Origin of the sequence: Candidatus Symbiopectobacterium endolongispinus (assembly GCF_018777385.1) — a bacterium.
In the GTDB taxonomy this organism is placed as follows: Bacteria; Pseudomonadota; Gammaproteobacteria; order Enterobacterales; family Enterobacteriaceae; genus Symbiopectobacterium; species Symbiopectobacterium endolongispinus.
On record NZ_JAFJYB010000003.1, the window covers coordinates 545,128 to 565,583 of the forward strand.

Annotated in this window: 17 protein-coding genes and 6 pseudogenes; 11 read left to right on the forward strand and 12 right to left on the reverse strand. The window is 46.3% G+C overall.

The annotated features are described in order from the left end of the window. The first annotated feature begins 31 nt into the window (after window positions 1-31). The 10 genes and pseudogenes from lolC to lplA all read left to right on the forward strand — a co-directional run bounded on the left by lolC (window position 32) and on the right by lplA (window position 9,271). Window positions 32-1,234 (forward strand): lipoprotein-releasing ABC transporter permease subunit LolC, encoded by a 1,203-nt coding sequence (lolC, locus tag JZM30_RS14225; RefSeq protein ID WP_252319493.1) that lies wholly within the window; start codon window positions 32-34, stop codon window positions 1,232-1,234. After that, window positions 1,227-1,934 carry a lipoprotein-releasing ABC transporter ATP-binding protein LolD gene (gene lolD, locus JZM30_RS14230; protein WP_252319495.1) on the forward strand — a complete coding sequence of 236 codons (708 nt, stop codon included), beginning with the start codon at window positions 1,227-1,229 and terminating at the stop codon, window positions 1,932-1,934. Before lolC ends, lolD begins: the two co-directional genes overlap by 8 nt. Then, window positions 1,931-3,178, forward strand: a complete 1,248-nt coding sequence (gene lolE / locus JZM30_RS14235) for a lipoprotein-releasing ABC transporter permease subunit LolE (protein WP_252319497.1) — start codon at window positions 1,931-1,933, stop codon at window positions 3,176-3,178. Before lolD ends, lolE begins: the two co-directional genes overlap by 4 nt. Window positions 3,179-3,230: 52 nt before the next feature. Further along, a pseudogene (nagK, locus tag JZM30_RS14240) lies at window positions 3,231-4,146 on the forward strand (N-acetylglucosamine kinase). A 79-nt stretch (window positions 4,147-4,225) separates the two neighbouring features. Beyond that, on the forward strand, window positions 4,226-5,056 hold the full coding sequence (gene cobB / locus JZM30_RS14245) for a Sir2 family NAD+-dependent deacetylase (RefSeq protein ID WP_252319498.1): 831 nt from the start codon (window positions 4,226-4,228) through the stop codon (window positions 5,054-5,056). A 123-nt stretch (window positions 5,057-5,179) separates the two neighbouring features. Continuing rightward, window positions 5,180-6,220 (forward strand): annotated as a pseudogene (gene btuC, locus JZM30_RS14250) (vitamin B12 ABC transporter permease BtuC). A 23-nt stretch (window positions 6,221-6,243) separates the two neighbouring features. After that, window positions 6,244-6,795: a glutathione peroxidase gene (locus JZM30_RS14255; RefSeq protein WP_252319499.1), complete on the forward strand. Its 552-nt coding sequence runs from the start codon at window positions 6,244-6,246 to the stop codon at window positions 6,793-6,795. 39 nt (window positions 6,796-6,834) lie between these two features. After that, window positions 6,835-7,586, forward strand: a pseudogene (btuD, locus tag JZM30_RS24780) (vitamin B12 ABC transporter ATP-binding protein BtuD). Between the two features lie 138 nt (window positions 7,587-7,724). Continuing rightward, window positions 7,725-8,192 (forward strand): NlpC/P60 family protein, encoded by a 468-nt coding sequence (locus JZM30_RS14265; RefSeq protein ID WP_252319500.1) that lies wholly within the window; start codon window positions 7,725-7,727, stop codon window positions 8,190-8,192. Window positions 8,193-8,249: 57 nt separating this feature from the next. Beyond that, window positions 8,250-9,271: pseudogene (gene lplA / locus JZM30_RS14270) on the forward strand (lipoate--protein ligase). Between the two features lie 91 nt (window positions 9,272-9,362). Here lplA and JZM30_RS14275 read toward each other — a convergent pair. The 7 genes and pseudogenes from JZM30_RS14275 to JZM30_RS14305 form a co-directional block, all read right to left on the reverse strand. Continuing rightward, on the reverse strand, window positions 9,363-9,950 hold the full coding sequence (locus JZM30_RS14275; protein ID WP_252319501.1) for a hypothetical protein: 588 nt from the start codon (window positions 9,948-9,950) through the stop codon (window positions 9,363-9,365). 288 nt (window positions 9,951-10,238) lie between these two features. After that, window positions 10,239-10,589 (reverse strand): hypothetical protein, encoded by a 351-nt coding sequence (locus JZM30_RS14280; protein ID WP_252319502.1) that lies wholly within the window; start codon window positions 10,587-10,589, stop codon window positions 10,239-10,241. Between the two features lie 26 nt (window positions 10,590-10,615). Then, window positions 10,616-11,656 (reverse strand): SDR family oxidoreductase, encoded by a 1,041-nt coding sequence (locus JZM30_RS14285; protein ID WP_252319503.1) that lies wholly within the window; start codon window positions 11,654-11,656, stop codon window positions 10,616-10,618. A 47-nt stretch (window positions 11,657-11,703) separates the two neighbouring features. After that, the gene (locus JZM30_RS14290; protein ID WP_252319504.1) at window positions 11,704-12,933 is read right to left on the reverse strand and encodes a nucleotide sugar dehydrogenase; all 1,230 of its coding nucleotides are present in this window, start codon (window positions 12,931-12,933) and stop codon (window positions 11,704-11,706) included. 95 nt (window positions 12,934-13,028) lie between these two features. Then, window positions 13,029-14,447: pseudogene (locus tag JZM30_RS14295) on the reverse strand (aromatic amino acid lyase). A 204-nt stretch (window positions 14,448-14,651) separates the two neighbouring features. Then, window positions 14,652-15,647, reverse strand: coding sequence for an ATP-grasp domain-containing protein (locus tag JZM30_RS14300; protein ID WP_252319684.1), 996 nt, complete (start codon window positions 15,645-15,647; stop codon window positions 14,652-14,654). Then, the gene (locus JZM30_RS14305; RefSeq protein ID WP_291831225.1) at window positions 15,647-16,366 is read right to left on the reverse strand and encodes a M20/M25/M40 family metallo-hydrolase; all 720 of its coding nucleotides are present in this window, start codon (window positions 16,364-16,366) and stop codon (window positions 15,647-15,649) included. The genes JZM30_RS14300 and JZM30_RS14305 overlap by 1 nt, the downstream gene beginning before the upstream one ends. Window positions 16,367-16,452: 86 nt before the next feature. On the opposite strand from JZM30_RS14305, the pseudogene JZM30_RS14310 reads away from it, so the two are divergent. Beyond that, window positions 16,453-17,653 (forward strand): annotated as a pseudogene (locus tag JZM30_RS14310) (IS3 family transposase). On the opposite strand, the gene JZM30_RS24355 reads toward JZM30_RS14310, so the two are convergent. The 5 genes from JZM30_RS24355 to JZM30_RS14330 form a co-directional block, all read right to left on the reverse strand. Next, the gene (locus JZM30_RS24355; protein ID WP_367115877.1) at window positions 17,650-17,898 is read right to left on the reverse strand and encodes a peptidase dimerization domain-containing protein; all 249 of its coding nucleotides are present in this window, start codon (window positions 17,896-17,898) and stop codon (window positions 17,650-17,652) included. The pseudogene JZM30_RS14310 and the gene JZM30_RS24355 overlap by 4 nt on opposite strands. A 114-nt stretch (window positions 17,899-18,012) precedes the next feature. Further along, a complete protein-coding gene (locus tag JZM30_RS14315) occupies window positions 18,013-18,444 on the reverse strand; it encodes a M20/M25/M40 family metallo-hydrolase (RefSeq protein WP_252319505.1) in 432 nt (143 codons plus the stop codon). A 33-nt stretch (window positions 18,445-18,477) separates the two neighbouring features. Further along, complete coding sequence (locus JZM30_RS14320) at window positions 18,478-19,362, reverse strand: NAD(P)-dependent oxidoreductase (RefSeq protein WP_252319508.1); 885 nt, start codon at window positions 19,360-19,362, stop codon at window positions 18,478-18,480. 2 nt (window positions 19,363-19,364) lie between these two features. Beyond that, window positions 19,365-19,787, reverse strand: coding sequence for a hypothetical protein (locus tag JZM30_RS14325; RefSeq protein ID WP_252319510.1), 423 nt, complete (start codon window positions 19,785-19,787; stop codon window positions 19,365-19,367). A gap of 195 nt (window positions 19,788-19,982) precedes the next feature. Next, the gene (locus tag JZM30_RS14330) at window positions 19,983-20,456 is read right to left on the reverse strand and encodes a Gfo/Idh/MocA family oxidoreductase (protein ID WP_252319512.1); all 474 of its coding nucleotides are present in this window, start codon (window positions 20,454-20,456) and stop codon (window positions 19,983-19,985) included.

The window sequence follows — 20,456 nt, forward strand, 5'->3', positions numbered from 1 at the left end:
TTGCTTTAGCAACCTTATCCAGACGGATTTCATGTATCAACCTGTCGCTTTATTTATTGGCCTGCGTTATATGCGTGGGCGAGCATCGGATCGCTTTGGGCGATTTGTCTCCTGGTTATCGGCCATTGGCATCACGTTAGGCGTCATAGCGCTGGTGACCGTATTGTCGGTGATGAATGGATTTGAACAGGAGCTTGAGGAGAACATCCTGGGATTGATGCCGCAGGCGGTGGTGACCACAGCGAGCGGTTCACTCGACCCACAGGCATTGCCTGCATCATCGTTGAGCTCCTTACAGGGCATAACGCGCATAGCGCCAATCACCACGGGCGAAGTGGTGTTGCAAAGCGCGCGCAGGGTGGCAGTCGGAGTCATGCTGGGCATTAATCCCGATGAACCTGAGCCTTTGTCACGTTTTTTGAAAAATACCTCGCTCACTCAACTTCAAGCGGGTGAATACCAGGTGATCCTTGGCGAGCAGTTGGCCTCTCAACTTGGGGTCAAACGCGGTGAACAACTGCGTATTATGGTCACCGGTGCCAGTCAACTCACGCCAATGGGGCGCATTCCCAGCCAGCGCTTGTTTACCGTAGCAGGTACCTTTGCCGCAGGTAGTGAAGTGGATGGTTACCAGATGCTGGTGAATCAGCAGGATGCGTCGCGTCTGATGCGTTACCCGACCGGGCACATAACTGGTTGGCGCCTGTGGCTGGAAAACCCGTTGGATATTGTGGCGTTCAGTGCGCAGCCGGTGCCACAAGGATTGGTGATGAAAGATTGGCGTGAGCGCAAGGGCGAACTGTTTCAGGCCGTTCGCATGGAAAAAAATATGATGGGGCTGTTGTTGAGCCTGATCGTCGCCGTCGCGGCGTTCAATATCATTACGTCGTTAGGGTTGTTGGTGATGGAAAAGCAGGGTGAGGTGGCCATTTTGCAAACGCAGGGGCTGACCCAACGCCAGATTATGGCGGTGTTTATGGTACAGGGGGGAAGCGCCGGGGTGGTCGGTGCTCTGTTGGGCGCAGTACTCGGTACGCTGTTGGCTAGCCAGCTTAATACGCTGATCCCGGCATTGGGGCTGTTGCTGGATGGTGCCGCGCTACCCGTTCATATTGATGCGGTGCAGGTGGTGACTATCGCGCTAGTGGCGATGATCGTTGCCATACTGTCTACCCTTTATCCTTCCTGGCGCGCCGCCGCCGTTCATCCCGCAGAGGCCTTACGCTATGAATGATTCCCTGTTGTTGCAATGTAATGATCTGTGCAAAACCTACCAGGAAGGGAAGCTGTCCACCGAAGTGCTGCGTAATGTGACATTCAGCATGCAGGCCGGCGAAATGATGGCGATTGTCGGTAGTTCCGGTTCGGGGAAAAGTACCCTGTTGCATCTGCTGGGAGGGCTGGATGCGCCCACCACTGGTGATGTTATCTTCAAAGGTCAGGCGCTCAGTGGGCTCTCCGCCGCTGCTAAATCGGCGCTGCGCAACCGTGAACTGGGCTTTATCTATCAGTTTCACCATTTATTGCCGGATTTCACCGCGTTGGAAAACGTGGCGATGCCACTTCTGATTGGCAACACGCCGCCCGCGCAGGCGCAGGATCAGGCGCGCGCTATGCTGGCCGCCGTGGGTCTGGATGCACGGCGCGAGCACCGTTCCAGCGAATTGTCCGGCGGGGAGCGTCAGCGCGTGGCCATCGCCCGCGCGTTGGTGAATAACCCGTCGCTGGTGCTGGCGGATGAGCCTACGGGTAACCTCGATCAGCGCACGGCGGATACCATTTTTGAACTGCTGGGCGAGTTAAACGTGCGTCAGGGCACCGCGTTTCTGGTGGTGACTCACGATTTGTCGCTGGCTGCGCGTTTGCGTCGCCAGTTGGAAATGCGTGACGGGCAACTTCAGCAAGAGTTAACCCTTATGGGAGTCGCGCAATGAGTTTTCCCCCGCTCTCCCTGCTGATTGGGCTGCGTTTTAGCCGGGGCCGTCGGCGCGGTGGCATGGTTTCCCTGATTTCGGTGATCTCCACCATCGGTATTGCGCTTGGGGTGGCGGTGCTGATCGTAGGCCTCAGCGCCATGAACGGCTTCGAACGTGAATTGAAAAATCGTATTTTGGCAGTAGTGCCTCATGGTGAAATGGAACCGGTCAATCCGCCCTTCACCGGCTGGCAGAACATGTTGCCTAAAATTGAGCAGGTGCCTGGCATCGTTGCCGCTGTGCCCTATGTGCATTTTACTGTGCTGCTGGAGAGCGGAGCCAGACTGCGCGCGATACAGATGAAAGGCGTCGATCCGCAACAGGAACAACGCCTCAGTACTTTGCCAACGTTTGTGGCAGGAAATGCGTGGGCCAATTTCAAAGCGGGTGAGCAGAAGGTTATTCTCGGCAAGGGCGTTGCGCAGGCGCTTGAGGTCAAAACCGGGGATTGGGTGACGGTGATGATCCCCAGCAGCGATCCGCAAATGAAGCTGTTGCAGCCGAAGCGCATTCGCCTGCACGTGAGCGGTATTCTGCAACTTAGCGGGCAACTCGATCACAGTCTGGCGTTGATCCAGTTGGCTGACGCGCAGCAGTATCTTGACATGGGTGATGATGTCAGCGGCATTGCCATCAAGGTCGATGACGTGTTTGCCGCCAGCAAACTGGTGCGTGACGCGGGGAAAGTGACCGACACCTATATCTATATTCGTGACTGGATTGGCACCTACGGTTACATGTATCGCGATATCCAGATGATTCGGACTATCATGTATTTAGCGATGGTACTGGTGATTGGTGTTGCCTGTTTTAACATTGTTTCCACGCTGGTGATGGCGGTGAAAGACAAAAGCAGCGATATTGCCGTATTGCGCACCTTGGGGGCGAGCGACAGGCTGATCCGTGCCATTTTCATCTGGTATGGACTGCTGGCAGGCCTGCTTGGCTGTGTGATCGGTGCCGTGATCGGGGTGGTGGCGACGCTACAACTGAGTGCGATCATGCGCGGGATTGAATCGCTGACCGGACACCATTTTCTGTCGGGCGATATCTATTTTATCGATTTTCTGCCGTCAGAATTGTACATGATGGATGTGGTTTTGGTACTGCTCACCACCGTGGCGTTGAGCTTGCTGGCCAGTTGGTATCCGGCGCGGCGCGCCAGCCGTATTGAGCCCGCTCGCGTGTTAAGCGGGCAATAGCGCTACGGCCACTTGCAATCGCATAACCTATTCAGCCACAGAGGAGTGAGCCATGTATTATGGTTTTGATCTGGGCGGCAGTAAGATTGAAGTCGGCGTCTTTGATGCGGATATGAGGTCCGTATGGCAAAAACGGGTGCCTAAGCCGCGTAATGACTATGATGCATTGCTGGCGGCCTTTGCTGCACTCACGCAGGAAGCCGATGCGTTGACGGGCAAACAGGGGACTGTCGGCGTCGGCATTCCCGGTATGCGTGGCGGGGATGATGGTGCGCTGTTTACTGCTAACCTGCCTGCAACCATGGGAAAACCACTATAGGCGGATTTGCAACGCCTGTTGCAGCGTGATGTGCGCATGACCAACGATGCCAACTGCTTTGCCCTTTCGGAAGCTTGGGAGGGTGAATTCCGTCAGTATCCTGTGGTGTTGGGGCTGATCCTTGGCACCGGTGTCGGTGGCGGTCTGGTGATTAATGGCGAAGTGATTGATGGTCGCAACGGCATTACTGGCGAATTCGGCCATTTCCGGCTACCGGTGGATGCACTGGATATTATGGGGGAAGATATCCCTCGGGTGAAATGCGGCTGTGGTCAATCTGGCTGTATTGAAAACTATATTTCTGGCCGAGGTTTTGAATGGCTTTATGCGCATACCTATGGCGAAAGTCTTAATTCTGTCACCATTATTCGCCACTATCGGGCGGGTGAAGCAAACGCGCTGGCGCACGTCGATCGCTATATGAGCGTGCTGGCGGCCTGCGTGGGGAATCTGTTGATAATATTTGACCCCCATTATGTTGGTGCTGGGCGGTGGGTTGTCTAACTTTGATGAGATCTATCAGTTTCTCCCGACGCGGTTACCTGAGTATTTGCTGCCGGTTGCGCGCTTACCGCGCATTGAGAAGGCGCGCTATGGTGATGCAGGTGGCGTTCGGGGCGCGGCCCTGCTGCACTTTTTTTCGCAGTAGTTTTTTTAGCGGTAAACGCTTATTGGCAATCAAGCTGGCAGCGTTAGACACTTTCCACCCAGCTTTCACAGGAGCAGACATGCATACGCGTCAAAGGATGATCCGGTTTCATCAAGGAAAGCGACTGCGTCAGCAGCGTCTGCGTTCACGTATTTTCCATAAGGATTATCTGGCGGTGAATGAATCAAAAAGCCCGCGCGTGGTGGTTCTGACTGGCGTGGGGATTTCAGCGGAATCCGGTATTCGCACCTTTCGCGCGGCGGATAGCCTGTGGGAGGAGCACCGGGTGGGAGATGTAGCCACGCCGGAAGGATTTCAACGCGATCCGCAACTGGTGCAGGCGTTTTACAACGCGCGCCGTAAGCAGTTGCAGCAGCCAGAGGTGGTGCCCAACGCAGCGCATCTGGCGTTAGCCAATCTTGAGGCGGCGCTCGGAGATAACTTCCTGTTGGTGACGCAAAATATCGATAATCTGCACGAGCGTGCGGGCAGCCAGCTGGTTGTTCATATGCACGGTGAATTGCTCAAGGTGCGCTGTTGCCAGAGTGGACAGGTTATCGACTGGACCGGTGATATCGCTGCTAATGAACGCTGCCACTGTTGCCAGTTTCCCGCGCGACTGCGCCCGCACGTGGTGTGGTTCGGAGAAATGCCTCTTGGTATGGAACGTATCTATCAGGCGCTGGCGCAGGCCGATTATTTCATCGCTATCGGAACTTCCGGTCATGTTTATCCGGCAGCGGGATTCGTTCATGAAGCGCACACCCATGGTGCTTACACCATAGAACTGAATCTCGAACCGAGTCAGGTTGAGAGCCAGTTTGATGAAAAAATCTACGGCGCGGCGACAGAAGTGGTGCCAGAGTTTGTCGGCGCTTGGTTGACAGGGCGGCGTAAAGTGGCGTTTTGATCGCTACTCGGCACCTGGAATGCCTTAGCGAGATGAACGGCGTGCAGTGACGCTACACGAAATGACGGTCGAGTTAAGCAGAGTTGAGTTTGCGGGTGTGACCGCAGTGTACAGGATAGCGTTATGCAGCCATTGAACAAGGGATACTCGCTGTTACGTTTACGCCAGCGTTATCACGACCGTCAACGCATCGTGGTGTTGGCGCTACTGGCGGCGGTGACCGTGATCATCTGGTTATGTGCTGGCGATCGTTGGGTGATGCCCTGGTCATGATGGGATGATGCCCAGCGTGTTTTCATCCGGCAGTTGCGTATGCCGAGAACGCTGGCGGTGATGCTGGTGGGGGCGAGCCTGGCGATGTCAGGGGCCGTGATGCAGGCCATTTTCGATAACCCACTGGCAGAGCTGGGCTTGCTGGGCGTTGCTAATGGCGCTGGCGTGGCGCTGGTGCTTGGCGTCCTGCTGTGGCAGGGGTTGCAACCAGTCTGGGTGCTGAGTGTTGGTGCAATTGTTGGGGCGCTAGCCACCACATTCTCGCTATTACATTTTGCCAGACGTCACATTTCCAATGCGCGTTTGCTGCTGATTGGCGTAGCGCTGGGGATTGTGTGCAGCGCCGTGATGACCTGGGCCGTCTATTTCAGTACCAGTCTGGATCTACGTCAACTGATGTATTGGATGCTGGGCGGATTCAGCGGCGTTGACTGGCGCTACGGGTGGTTGATGGTGGCATTGCTACCTTGTCTGGCGTGGCTAAGCCGTCAGGGACAGACGCTCAACCGTCTTTCGCTGGGTGAGATTCAGGCGCGGCAGTTGGGGATCTCTGTTTATCGCTGGCGTAACCTTCTGGTGCTGGTGTTGGTGTTGGTGCTGGTGCTGGTGGTGGGCATTCTGGTGGGGATTAGCGTTGCGCTGGCCGGTGTTATCGGGTTTGTCGGGCTGATTGTCCCCCACGCGCTGCGCCTGATGGGGTTGACCGATCAACGCTACTTGCTGACGGGCTGCGGGCTGGCGGGTGCCATGACGCTCTCGCTCTCTGAAACCATGGCACGCGTAATGATCCTCTCGGCCGAGTTGCCCATCGGTGTGATCACCGCGACGCTCGGCGCACCGTTGTTTATCTGGCTGCTGCTGCGCCGGCGTAATCCGGTAAATGTAACCTAATGACGTACAACAGGAAGGTGACTATGAGTAACGACATCTATGCAATCCAGTTGACCACCATTAACGGCGAGGCGACCACCCTTAGCGCTTATCAGGGACAGGTCGCACTGATTGTTAACGTGGCCTCCAAATGCGGTTTAACCAAACAGTACGATGAGTTGGAAAAACTGTATGAAACCTATCGCGAGCGCGGCTTTGTGGTGCTGGGGTTTCCTTCCAATGAATTCGCCGGACAAGAGCCGGGCAGCGACGCTGAGATTCAGGAATTTTGCCGTGCCACCTTTGGCGTGCAGTTCCCGATGTTCAGCAAGATTGAGGTAAATGGCGAGCAACGTCATCCCCTGTACCGTCACCTGATTGCCGCACAGCCCAAAGCTAAGGGAAATCTGCTTAGCGGTTTTTATGAGCGTTTACTCAATAAAGGTCGGGCGCCCAAGCATCCTGAAGATATTCTGTGGAACTTTGAAAAATTCCTGATCGGGCGCAATGGTCAGGTGATTCAGCGTTTCTCTCCCGATATCGCTCCGGATGACAAAATGATTGTTAACGCCATTGATGCTGCGGTGGCCGAGTAATTGTTGACGCAAGAGTTGAAGCATCACGTTCCCTGCGCGCTGCGTCTGACCCACGTCGCCTGTGGGCGGCGTTTACAGCCCGTCAGCGTCAGCGCCTATGCCGGTCGATTGATTCACGTGGTCGGGCCCAATGGCTCTGGGAAAAGCACGTTGCTGGCACGGGTTTCCGGGCTGCTAGACGGCGAAGGGCGTGTGGAACTGGACGGCATGCCGATTGCCGATTTGTCTGCGCGAGATCTGGCGTTGCGTCGCGCTTATCTGTCGCAGCAGCAAAACCACAGTGCATTGATGCCCGTGTTCCAGTATCTGGCGCTGCACCAGCCGAAACAGGTGAGTGTCATGGCGGTCGATGAAGTGGTCGCCCAACTTGCTACGCGTCTGATGTTAACGGATAAATTGACGCGTCCGTTGACGGAGCTGTCCGGCGGCGAGTGGCAACGTGTACGTCTTGCCGCCGTATTCTTACAGGATGGCCTTCGCTGAACCCTTATGCTCGCCTGTTGGTGCTCGATGAGCCCGCCACTGGTCTGGACGTAGCGCAACGCGTGGCGCTTGATGCCATGCTGAAAGTGTTGTGTCAGACAGGGTTGATTGTGCTAGCCAGCGCTCATGATTTAAATCACAGCTTACAGCAGGATGATGATATCTGGTTTATTTCAAAAGGTAAAATGATTGATTCTGGAGACGCAGCAGACGTCATGAAGCCTGAACGACTGGCCCCGGTTTTCGGCATCGACTTCCAACGTCATCGCGTTGGCGAGAGCGACTGGTTGGTGCCGGTGTCCGAGTAACCGGTCATTTACCGCGTCAGGCTTGCCAAAACAGTGAAATCAACGCTAAATTAGGCTGTAATATCATTCTGATAGCGTGACATTCCCCGCAGGGCGCGGTGAACAACAAAACGAACCGATACTCGCAGGATACCGCAGATGCGCTTGATTCAGGGGTTGCTGATCGCAAGTTTGTTTTTGGTCGGGTGCAGCAGCCACCGCGCTCCACCGCCTAATCCGCGTCTGGGCGACCCCATCATGGTGATAAGCCAACTTAATGAACAGCTCACGCAGTGGCGTGGCACGCCGTATCGCTATGGCGGGCTGGATCACCGTGGCATCGATTGCTCTGGCTTTGTCTATTTAACCTTTCGCGATCGTTTCGGTATGCAACTGCCGCGCACCACCGAGGCGCAAACGGAATTGGGTTCCCGCATTGACCGGGACGACCTGTTGCCGGGCGATTTGGTGTTTTTCAAAACCGGTAGCGGCAGCAGCGGATTGCATGTGGGTATTTATGATAAAGACGATCAGTTTATTCACGCCTCGACCAGCCAGGGTGTAATGCGATCGTCATTGGATAACGTCTACTGGAAGCGGGCCTACTGGCAGGCGCGCCGAATCTGATTCCACTCTCAAGTAACGGCTGCCGATGTCGGCAGGTCGTTTGCGCATGGAGCCTCAATGTCTTCACTCCGTTTGTTGCTGTCTGACTCTTACGATCCCTGGTTTAATCTGGCCGTCGAAGAGTGCATCTTTCGCCAAATGTCCCCCCACGCAGCACGTGCTGTTTCTCTGGCGCAATGCGGAAACCGTGGTGATTGGTCGGGCGCAAAACCCGTGGAAAGAGTGCAACACGCGCAAGATGGAGGAGGATGGCATCAAGCTGGCGCGTCGCAGCAGCGGTGGCGGCGCCGTTTTCCACGATTTGGGCAACACCTGCTTACCTTTATGGCTGGAAAACCGGGTTACGATAAAAGCGTTTCAACCGCTATCATTCTTAATGCGCTGACTGCGCTAGGTGTAGCTGCTTCGGCTTCAGGGCGGAACGATCTGGTGGTGGAGTGGATACGCCTGACGGTGAACTTAAAGTTTCGGGGTCTGCCTACCGGGAAACCAAGGATCGTGGCTTTCACCACGGTACGCTGTTGCTCAATGCCGATCTTTCACGTTTGGCAAATTACTTCAACCCGGATGTGAAGAAATTACAGGCCAAAGGTATTACCTCAGTTCGCTCTTGGGTTGCCAATCTGGTGGAACTGTTGCCGACGGTCGATCATGCACAAGTGTGTGAGGCGGTACGTGACGCGTTTTTTGCCTATTACGCGGATAGTTGCACAGCGGAGCACATCTCACCCGCGAAAATGCCCGATCTTCCCGGCTTTCGCGAGCAGTTTGCCAAACAAAGCAGCTGGGAATGGAATTTTGGTCAGGCTCCGGATTTTACCCATGCGTTGGATACACGTTTTCCTTGGGGCGGTATTGAACTACATATGGATGTTGATCGCGGCGTGATCACACGCAGCCAGCTGTTTACGGACAGTCTGAACCCAGCGCCGCTAGCGGCGCTGGCACAGGCTTTACGGGGCCAGGCTTACCGTGTCCCAGACATTATCGCGGCAGGCGAAGCGCTGTTTGAACAATTTCCCGAGCAGCAGTCTGAGCTGCAACAGCTGAATGCATGGTTGGCTGAGAGCATTCGTTAGATACTTACGATCATATCAGTTTGCTCCCGAGAAGATCTTATTAAACTCGACTGATTAATTTAAAAAAATATACACCAGTGTTTCTCATTTATTAGCGCGTCTGAATATAACGATAGGGTTTAACTATCACCGCAGCCAAATAGATTGAGTATTTTTTCTTTTCATTAAGTAAATCAGAGATTTTTGAAGTGAAAACAATTTTGATTGCATCATCGGAAGTTCTGAAATGATCCGTATAAGCTGGATCCCGTCCGTTGGGGCCGTGATAGTAAATGACATTATCGGGGATTGTCTCTGGGAAGTGAGTTACAAGACTTAATGGTACAAACATTGTTGATGCTGTTTGTCTCTCCTGCCGGACAATGTCATAACGGTCATCTTTTGGGACATAGGATGGCATATTATGAGCAATCATTTCATAAGACAGATTCACACCATACATATATTCAATCATATTAACTAATGTTCCACTTCCACCGGGGGAGCGGGAAGCGATTTCGCAAAAATAAATATCTTTAGATTCATCATCTACAAAAAACTCTGAATGGAATGTTGTATTTTCAGGGGTGGGCATCAGAGGTAGTATTTCATGAATGACATGGCCGAAACTATCGATAATATTTTTATCGAAAACTACAGTGCTACCTAAAAACAGAGATTCTGATTTAGCATAAGCCAAACAAGTGCCGTCGTATTTTGAAACTGAATATAAAATCAGTTCACCACCACATACTACACCATTTACATGATAAACGAGAAAGTCAATGAATTCCTGTATAAAAAACCTTCCTGACTAATTTTAATTTTATTTAGAAGGTCACTTTCAGTGATTTTTGTCACTTAAAAAGAATCAGTTCCAGATATAGGTTTAATTATATAATTTTTCCCAGATTCTATTTTTTCAACGTCCCCCTTAACCTTAGATTCTGTATTAACAGTCAAAGGCACTTTGAATGTTTTAGGATTTTTAAAAAAAATTAATCATCTCTAGCTTATTTCTGAAGTCGTTGGCACTCCTGAGATCTTGTCCCTGAATATTAAGTTTTTCTCTCAGATAGGCGGCAGGCAAGATATGCAGTTCACTGTCTGCAATAATGCTGAATATTTCCATGTCACATAATACAGGAAGAAGCTCAATCTCATATGATTCAATGGAATGAGAAGAAACAATAAAACAATCCCAACCCTGTGCTTTAAATGCTACAGCTAAGTTCTCCGCGCAGACAATTATCAACTGTTTTTTGTAATGAGGAATAAAATCATCAAGGGGGCGAACAGAATTAGGCCATCCATTTATGAATAGAGATTTGGGTATCATAAAGACTCCTGGTTATGGGTAAAATATCATTTATATTGATTAACATACCATGAAATGGTTTTCGTTAAACCATCGAATACTTTATATTGAGGCTTGTACCCTAAAAAATTCTGCGCTTTACGTATATCTGCGAGAGAATGAAGAGCGTCACCGAGGCGGAAGTCTTGCATATCTATTTCAGGAGATACTGTTTTTAGGGTCGTTGAAATTTCTGCTATTATAAATTTAAGTAAGGCATTCAATGAGGTACTCTCTCCGTTTGCGATATTATATATATGGTTGATGGCGGTTTCAGACTGAATAAGGGCCGCGCGAAGATTAGCCTGAACAACATTATCGATGTAACAAAAATCACGACTGGTACTTCCATCACCATTGATTATGATTCCCTGTCCAGTTATCACCTGAGAAATCCATTTAGGGATGACCGCGGCATATGCGCCATTTACGTTCTGTCTGGGACCAAATACGTTGAAATAACGTAGTCCGATGCTATTTAAACCATAGACTTTATGGAAGACATTTGCGTAAAGTTCGTTAGCATATTTTGTAACAGCATAAGGGCTCATTGGACTACCAATCGAGTGTTCAACCTTTGGCACATCCTGAATATCGCCATATGTGCTACTACTGGCAGCATAAACAAGACGTTTAACCTTACTCTTTTTTAATGCCATCAGAACATTAAGAAACCCCGTAATATTGACGCCATTCGTTTCCGTAGGGTCGTCAATACTTCTGGGTACACTGCCCAATGCAGCCTGATGTAAGACATATTCGACCGGACGGTTGGCGCTCCACATCAAGGCATTATCGCAGTCGCAGGCATTACGGATATCGCCATTGATAAAATTAAACCGTTCCCATTGCTGCTCATTAACTAGGTTTTTTACATCGTCTATATTTTTTGGGCTGCCAGTACTGAAGTTATCCAAACCCACTACATATTGGTTACATTTAAGCAGTACCTTTAGTAAGTTACTACCGATGAAACATGCACAGCCTGTTATCAGCCATGTCTTACTTTCTCGGCAAAGTTCGTTTAGAATATCACGGTATTCCTCCATAACCACCTCCATTCGCGATGTTAATTCATGTAAAGATATTTTTTAAATCATATATATGCATTCCTATCGCCCAATGCCTTTATTTTAGAAAGCCCCATGTTAACAAACTCATTATGACCTACAGCAATTACTATTGCAGAATAGTTCCCAGAATCTGGCAAAGAATGTAAACATTTTAAATTGTATGAATGTTCAGCCTCAGAAATATTTACTAGTGGATCATATATATCAACACCCATGCAGTAATCTTTGAGTGAATTAAAAAGATCAACAACTTTAGTGTTACGTATGTCAGGACAATTTTCCTTAAAAGTCAACCCAAGGATTAAAACCTTTGCTTTTAAAATAGACTTGCCAGCGGAAAGAATGCGTTTGATGGTCACGTCTGCTATATGCTTGGCCATACTATTATTAACTCTTCTTCCGGCTGAGATAAGTTCTGGGTAATAACCAGCTTCCTGAGCTTTGTAAATCAAATAATAAGGATCTACACCAATACAATGCCCGCCGACAAGACCTGGCTTGAATAGCAAAAAATTCCATTTGGTATTTGCTGACGTAAAAATTTCTTTTATATCAAGTTCAAGCGTGTCAAAAATAAATGTCAGCTCATTAACTAAAGCTATATTAACATCTCTTTGTACGTTTTCAATTATTTTAGCAGCCTCAGCAACTTTTATGCTACTGGTCATAAACGTACCTGCTTTTATAATTTCATTATACAAGTCGTCAACAGCAATAGAGACATCAGGCGTTGAGCCACTAGTGATTTTTCTGATGTTTGTTAAACGTCTTTCACTGTCACCAGGGTTAATTCTCTCAGGGCTATAACCACAAAAGAATGTTTCGTTGAAAATCAGGCCTGAATTTTTTTGTAAAATAGGCACACATATATCCTCTGTACAGCCAGTAAAGACGGTTGACTCATATATTACAATTGCACCTTTTCTCATTACTTTACCAATCATTTCACTGGCACTGATGAGAGGGTTAAAATCAGGCTGGTTTCCTGAATTTATTGGAGTGGGAACTGTGAGAATAAAAATATCGCAACTATGTAGATCGTTAATGTCATTACTAAAAGATAGATAACTTATACTGTTTATCTCATCAACACCAAGTTCCTTAGTGTTATCTATACCACATCTTAACTCTTCAATTCTCTTAGAGGAATTATCATATCCAACAACATCCCTATGTTTTCCAAACGCAGCGGCTAAGGGCAACCCAACATAACCCAATCCTATAACTGCTATTTTCTTCTTGCGAATATCCATATGGCCTCAACTGATGTCTTTATTGACATGTTAATAAAGAATTAATGGAAAGCTATCGATAATAGATCGCATGTATTCTCAGTTAGAGTAAAACCTCAAGCATTATCAGTACAAAGGATATTGTTGACGATTGATTCAATATATTCTGTCAGTACGATGTCTCGATCGAAATAAGGAATGAACTCACGCATTTTTCTATAGAGAGCGTATCCTTTAGGGCTGAGCTTATCGATACCGCGGATATCAGCGGCTTGGCAAGCACACAGTAATTCAAATGCCACAACATATTTTGTATTAACTAAAACATCACGAACGCGACGAGCCGCAACAAGACCAAATGAAACAACATCCTGAAAGTCAGCGGTAGTGGTAAGTGTCTGGATTGAAAGGGGAGTGGCGAGAGATCTGTTTTCAGCGGTTAATGAGGCAGACATAAACTGCCCGCCCATAAGTCCTAATCTGAGACCTGGGTTTTCTTTACACAGGAAAGGAGGTAAGCCATTACTATTCGTTACGGTCAAAAATTTGTCTATTCGCCTGTTAGAAAGATTACATAAAACAATCAGGGAAACATTCAAGTGATCCATAGTCATAGAAATATATTGTCCATGGAAATGACCGTTGTGGAAAACCTCATTGTCTTGAGGCGTGATTAAAGGATTATTATTTAATGAATTCAATTCATTTTCAATAACGTCATGAACATAGCGGATGTTGTCAAGTACAGGCCCCAAAATCTGTGGTGTGCATCGAATAGAATAGCTATCTTCAATAGGCTGATCGGCCTGTTTCACATTATCTGACATCTTTTCATATAGTAAACTCGATACCGCCGACTCATCCTCGATCAATTTAGAACCCTCAAGTGCCTCCCAAAGTATAGTCACAACCTCCTGCTGGCCTTTATGCGGTTTGAGCTGGTGTACTCTAGGGTCAAATGGTTTTGATTTCGCACGCAGGCTTTCGAACGTAAGGGCGCTAATTTGAAGGTATTTCATCAGAAGATTTTCAGATTTTAAAACATTGATAGCAGCTATACCCACCATTGTGGAGGTGCCGTTTGTCAGAGTTAGTCCCTCTTTGTAACTGAGTTTTAATGGTTTGATATTGACCTCGGCAAGTGCGTCTTTGCCAAAAAGCTCATGTCCTTTTACTTTCGCTTTTCACTGACCAGTGAGGCAAAGCGCAATAGCTGCCAGTGATCCTAAATCACCGCTGGCGCCCAGTGAACCTTTCTCAGGAATACAGGGGATGACCCCAGCGTTATAAATATCTACCATGCGCTTAAAATTATCGAAGGATAAAGCTGAATTACCTCTTGCCAGTGAAATAATACGAGCAAGAAAAGTGGATCTTGCAGAGTGATCATTAAAATAACTGCCCACATTTGTGGCGACCGCATTGATTAAGTTATTTTGTAATTCAGCTGCTTTTTCTATAGGAACGAGTCGGTCAACAAACCCCCCATACTCGTATTGACACCATAAATTATTTTCCCATCGTTTACCATGCAAGTTAAGGTATTTCTTGATGCAATGATACGTTCTTTCACTAGGTCTGTGAAATTTACACTCATACTGGGTTGAGAATAATAAACCAGTTCAGTTAAAGATACGTTACGGTCTGCATCAAGCATCAACACATTCGAGTTAAATTTAAGGGTGTCGAATTCCATGCGTATTGTCCTTAAGAGATATTGTTCACTTCATTAGGTTTGGTTAAAAAACAAGCTCAGCTTCTATTTCATATGCATTAGAGATTGCCTCATTCCGTGTGCAACCGCCGGTAATGAAATATGCTACATTTCCACAACCATTTTCATATGGGTATATAACATCTTCGACTTTTAATTCCTTACCCCACCATTTAAAATCGTAGCAACCTTTTTTGGACTTAATCCTTTCAGTTCCGTCAATCTTACTGATTACTCCTGTGGCTGGAAAAATAGATCTATTGACCATTCTCTTTCTGAATTTTGGAATAAGCAGCGTTACATCTATGTTTTCTCCCAATGCCTGTTGTATTGCAGCCTTTAAAATACATGTTCCATTACTTAGTGGAACCATTTCAGTGTCAAAGCGTGGGCCACCTAAACGGACCGCCAGTTCTATAGCATAAACTTCTCCAGAAGTAGAAACTATAATATCGCCTTTAATCACACTATTAAATATACCTAATGACAATGCGGCTTTCTCAGTGATTAATCTCAACTCGTTTTGCATAAATTCATCAATAAATGTAGGCATTATGTCGCCTACCTCTACAAAGTGAGACTCATACTCTTTGTATTTAAACACTCTGTCAGAAATTGCAGTAAGATGGAGAATTCCATCAATCATTAAACCTTCAGTGCTATGCTCGGACCATAATATAAATTGATTAGCGATAATTTTATCAGAGGGTTCATATTGCTTTACATAATCATAGCTTTTCTCAAAATCACTCTCATTTTTTACTAAGATCACGCCTTTGCTTGAAGACAGATTAATAGGCTTTAAAACAATCGGAAAATTGATTAATTCACAGAATTTCCGTACTTCTTCTAGATTTGAACAGATTTCAAAACGGGGTGCAGGAATACCTTCTTCCTCAAATGCTTTTGATCTCATTTCCTTATCAGTTGCAAGTATTGCAGAGGCATTTGATATACCTATCAGACCATAATATGGGGCTATTGCAGAAACAGATTTGGCTGTATCCCAACACAGGCTCATCACGCCATCAAAGGTAAAACCTTTTTTACTAACTTTCTTGCTGTATCAACTGCACACGATACATTTTTAGAGTTGGCTTCTACGACTTCGGTACAATACTCTAAACCATTATCATATGGAAACTCAGTTATAAGAAAAATATTATAGCCCCAGTTTCTGACATCATTTAATATTTCTCCACTGAGACCATTACCGCAAAAAAGAATATTTTTCCCAATGTCAGTCCCCTTATACATTTTTTCATAACCCCCGGACAGAAAATTCGCAAGAATAAACATCCCTTTTTTCAAATCATCGATTGTTATATGCTCATTTGCAGAGTGTGCATCCTCTAAAGCACCTGCACCAAATATAACGGTAGGAATCATTGCAAGATTAGCATAATGTCTTGCGTCGCAACTTACACGCCATCCTGAAGATTTAATTGAGGTGTGCTTTTTATTTATTAAAGATGCAATTTCCATAAATCTGTTAATCAAACTATTCTCAATAGAACTCAGATATGCCTGATTTCTCAATCCTGCTTTAAAATTATAATTTACTTTGATACCGGGATAAGCATCAATAACAGCTCGCAAATGGTTACATATACGGCTTTCTATGGATTCTATAGATGAGGGCGGGAGAAAACCCGTATTGAACACCAGGGAACATTTCTCAGCGACTGAGCCGGGCCACTCTCCACCATTAATTTTCCCTACATTTATCTGTAAATAGATTGGCCCCTTAGATCTCCAGACAGATAGACACTCTTAAAATAAGAGGTAGTCTAAAAACTATGTTTAATACCGGTCACAACGAAAAAATGATCTCAGTTCTGTCAGGGCCTGAACGCCGCCATCGGCGTACCGCTCAGGAAAAAATCGCTATTGTTCAGCAGACTATGGAGCCCAAGATGACAGTATCTCACGTGGCTCGCCTGCACGGCATCAATCCTAATCAGGTAGTTACTTGGCGCCGGCAGTATCAGAATGGCAGCTTCACTGCTGTCAGTGCCTCAGAAGAAGTGGTTCCGGCCTCTGCACTCACTGCTGCCATGAAGCAGATTAAAGAGCTGCAACGGCTGCTGGGGAAAAAACGATGGAGGTTGAGCTCCTCAAAGAAGCCGTGGAGTACGGCCGGGCAAAAAAATGGATAGCGCACGCGCCCTTGCTGCCCGGGGATTCGGACTGACACAGGTCAGCCGCGCTCTTAATGTGTCGCGTGCGCAGTTATCGGTTTATCTTCTAAGCTCTGCCGAGTGGCAGGATCGCCGACAGAAGCCTAACCACAACGATGCTGAGCTTATCAGCAGAATACGGCATCATACTGCTGAATTGCCGACCTATGGCTACAGACGAGTCTGGGCATTACTGCGTGATGAAAGCCAGCAGGATAGGCTTGCGATAGTTAATGCCAAAAGGGTCTACAGAGTAATGCGCGACAATCATCTGTTGCTGGATAGAAAGGGCGTTACTAAAGAGCAGCGAAGTCACAACGGCAGGGTTGCGGTTGCTGAAAGTAACCTCAGGTGGTGCTCGGATGGCTTCGAGTTCAACTGCGATAATGGCGATAAGCTGCGTGTCACGTTCGCGCTTGACTGTTGTGACCGTGAGGCGCTGGACTGTATAGCGACAAATGGCGGGTACACCAGTGAAATCGTGATGGATGTGATGGTAAACAGCGTCAGTAAGCGGTTCGGAAATGGGCTTCCAGAGGTCCCCATCGAGTTCCTGAGCGATAACGGCTCCTGTTACACAGCGAAGGAAACGAGGGCGTTCGGTCATCTATTGAATCTTGAAACGAGGACAACGGCAGTGAGGAGTCCACAAAGCAATGGAATGGCTGAGAGCTTCGTGAAGACGATGAAGCGCGACTATATCAGTATAATGCCCAAACCGAATCAGCAAGTGGCATTGAAAAACCTGGCTATCGCGTTCGAGCACTATAACGAGAAGCATCCACACAACGCGCTGGGGTATCGCTCACCACGAGAGTATCGTCGCCAGCGAGAATCGCTAACTTAAGAGTGATCTTGTGTCTGGAAATATAGGGGCAAATCCAGATTGAATGCTCCATCCTTACTCGCTTCCTTTAACATTGACCCTTCAAGTTGTTCTAAACTCTTAATGACATCAGCAGCACGTTTGATTGCCGACACACCAGTAAGATCACTTCCCATATGCACAGATTTCCCCTGAATGTCTAACTCTGTCGTCAGGCATCCTCTGTGACCATTATGTACATCCAGATTTGTAGGTTCAAAAACCACAACTAAATCAGCTTCAACGCCATGGAGAAGAGTAGATAACGTTCCATTACCCCCAGTTTCTTCATCTGAAACCAGATCTAAACGTACATCAAATTCAATATCATTACCTGTTCCCTACAGAAATTTAATTGCACCCAGCAATAAAAACATGTTGGATTTTATGTCACATGCCCCACGTGCATAAATTTTATTATCTGTGATATATGGCTGAAATTGGTTTTTAGAACATTTACTATGTGGTACGACATCTACATGACAATTAAAGAGTATCTTATTCTGATTATTCACCCCTTTTTTATAAATGGCTCTTATATTAACGCCTGCCACATTTACAGGGTATGTTGACAGATTATGCTCATCTAATTCTGTATGATAAGGTTCAATGTAAAAATCAAAACCATACTGAGTCAGGATCTGTTCCAGGTAGTCGTAAGCATCCTTTTCTTTTTCATTAGATGTATCAATGCTTAAATATTTAATTAATTGTTTATTAATATTTAAAGCATTTGCGGAAAACCAATTGTCAAATGTAGTGCGACGTATCATATTATTATGTCTCAATTAGGTTGTCTGTAAAGACTAACGAGCTACATTAATAATGTTAGGCAGTGTAAGTTTTCCAAGTCCAGCATCAGTGCTTTCTTTGAAGAGCTGATGTACTGATTTCACAATGAATGTTTCGTAGCCATCTTCGATACACAGTCGTTCGAAATAACGCAGATCCTTTTCTGCATTGGATATGGAAAAATCTAAACTCTCTTTATTTCCATCTAAACCCCACTTAAATAAACTCTGCAAAAGTCCGTTGTTAACTCCACCATGCTTAACAAGGTTCCTAAGTGACTCCAGACCAATATTCAATTTATCTGCCGCGGCAAATATTTCGGCACTGATCGCAACAACACTTATCGATAGCGCATTATTTAATAGCTTTAATTTATGAGCACTACCTGTACCTTGCTTTGGTATTATGAATTCAGAGTACATAGATACAATCTCATTAGCTTTCGTTTTGGTACTATCTTCTCCGCCAAGAATCGTATTTAGCCGACCTTCAGTCGCTTCTTTAGGGCCTCTTGTGACAGGTGCATCAACATACTTGAATCCTAAGAAAGATAGCTTTTCTAAAATCATCCTACTCAAGGTCGGGTCACCGGTTGCCGTATCAATGATGAGCCCATCATAATTCCCTCCTTCATTCCCTCCTTCTTCAATACCCTTAAGGCCGAACAAAACGTCATCCACCTCAGCAGATGAAGGAAGGGAAAGAATTATGGTTTTACATTCCGCGATCATCTGACTAATGTTATCGATTTCTTTTGCCTTTATGGCTAATAACTTATCGATACCCTCGCGGTTTTTATTTCCCAGGACATATAGTTCACACCCACGGTTAATAAGACTCAGTCCTATCCCATACCCCATTTTACCAATGCCAATTAATCCTATTTTGTTATCAGTCATAGTCAGTTACTTTCATCCTTTTGTATTAAATAAAAAATTATCACCTGAAGAATGTTTTGTGTTATTTCATGATTTTTTTCGAATAATTCCTGATCTGATGTTGTGTTATATTCAACCAGGCTTAATACAATTTTTTGTACGAGAAGTCCCTGTTCCATATTTGCAAGATTCCTGCTATTAGGATTTTTAATATTTTCATAAATAAGCTCAATGAACCTACAAATCTTAGTTAAACCGCTGTGATTATCCTTCTTAGGTTTAATTGATCGTTCATAAATCTTGATGAGATTTCCTTCTGATTTGGTTATGTCATAGATTTTTAAATAGTCGTAATCCCACAGCGGTTTATCAAATTCAAGGGTGGCAATTTCTGATGCTTTTTCTTGTGCGTTCAGAACGTAGATAACTGCTACTGCCGAATACAATGGGGCCGTTTTCGAAATCTAACGTTACAGTGATGCTATCGGGTCTGGACATACCGCCAACATGAAAATCGCTTCTACTTATCCATGTACTAATGTTTTTAAAATTTACGTCACAGCCAATATCACTTATGAAAAGAGCAAGATCGAGTGGGTGTGTGATTTCTGAGAAGACGCCAACTGTCGGGCGCGGATCATTTAGCCTGAATTTTGACCAGTCAAAAAAACTCTTTTAACTTTTCTTTTGTTTTCACTTATGTAATTGATTAATTCTTGACATGCATCGCTGTATCTTTCAACAAAATGAACAAATATCGAGTTTGCATGAAAGTTATCATACAGAAACTCCATTTCAGAAGCTGTGTTCACTAGAGGCTTTTCACACACGATTTTTCTATAATTTATATTAAAATCTTTTATAAATTTGAAAAGACTGAAGTGAGTGTTATCATTAGTCGCAATAAAAATGAGATCCAATTCATTTTCAAATAACATTTCCTGATAGCTCTCATAAATTGAGATTTTTCCAAGGTTTATTTCGGACAGAGCCAAAAAATTTGAATCCGCAACACACTTAACTTCTATAGTGTGTTGTCTTGCATTGACCATGTCTATTGCATGTGAAAAACGCTGTCCGGCATTTCCATACCCAATAATTGCAGCATTCAACAT

Excerpts from the sequence above, each read along its gene's own strand:
- lolC (WP_252319493.1), top strand. The coding sequence starts at position 32 with ATGTATCAACCTGTCGCTTTATTTATTGGCCTGCGTTATATGCGTGGG.
- lolD (WP_252319495.1), top strand. The coding sequence starts at position 1,227 with ATGAATGATTCCCTGTTGTTGCAATGTAATGATCTGTGCAAAACCTAC.
- lolE (WP_252319497.1), top strand. The coding sequence starts at position 1,931 with ATGAGTTTTCCCCCGCTCTCCCTGCTGATTGGGCTGCGTTTTAGCCGG.
- cobB (WP_252319498.1), top strand. The coding sequence starts at position 4,226 with ATGCATACGCGTCAAAGGATGATCCGGTTTCATCAAGGAAAGCGACTG.
- JZM30_RS14255 (WP_252319499.1), top strand. The coding sequence starts at position 6,244 with ATGAGTAACGACATCTATGCAATCCAGTTGACCACCATTAACGGCGAG.
- JZM30_RS14265 (WP_252319500.1), top strand. The coding sequence starts at position 7,725 with ATGCGCTTGATTCAGGGGTTGCTGATCGCAAGTTTGTTTTTGGTCGGG.
- JZM30_RS14280 (WP_252319502.1), bottom strand. The coding sequence starts at position 10,589 with ATGATACCCAAATCTCTATTCATAAATGGATGGCCTAATTCTGTTCGC.
- JZM30_RS14285 (WP_252319503.1), bottom strand. The coding sequence starts at position 11,656 with ATGGAGGAATACCGTGATATTCTAAACGAACTTTGCCGAGAAAGTAAG.
- JZM30_RS14290 (WP_252319504.1), bottom strand. The coding sequence starts at position 12,933 with ATGGATATTCGCAAGAAGAAAATAGCAGTTATAGGATTGGGTTATGTT.
- JZM30_RS14300 (WP_252319684.1), bottom strand. The coding sequence starts at position 15,647 with ATGAGCCTGTGTTGGGATACAGCCAAATCTGTTTCTGCAATAGCCCCA.
- JZM30_RS14315 (WP_252319505.1), bottom strand. The coding sequence starts at position 18,444 with ATGATACGTCGCACTACATTTGACAATTGGTTTTCCGCAAATGCTTTA.
- JZM30_RS14320 (WP_252319508.1), bottom strand. The coding sequence starts at position 19,362 with ATGACTGATAACAAAATAGGATTAATTGGCATTGGTAAAATGGGGTAT.
- JZM30_RS14330 (WP_252319512.1), bottom strand. The coding sequence starts at position 20,456 with ATGTTGAATGCTGCAATTATTGGGTATGGAAATGCCGGACAGCGTTTT.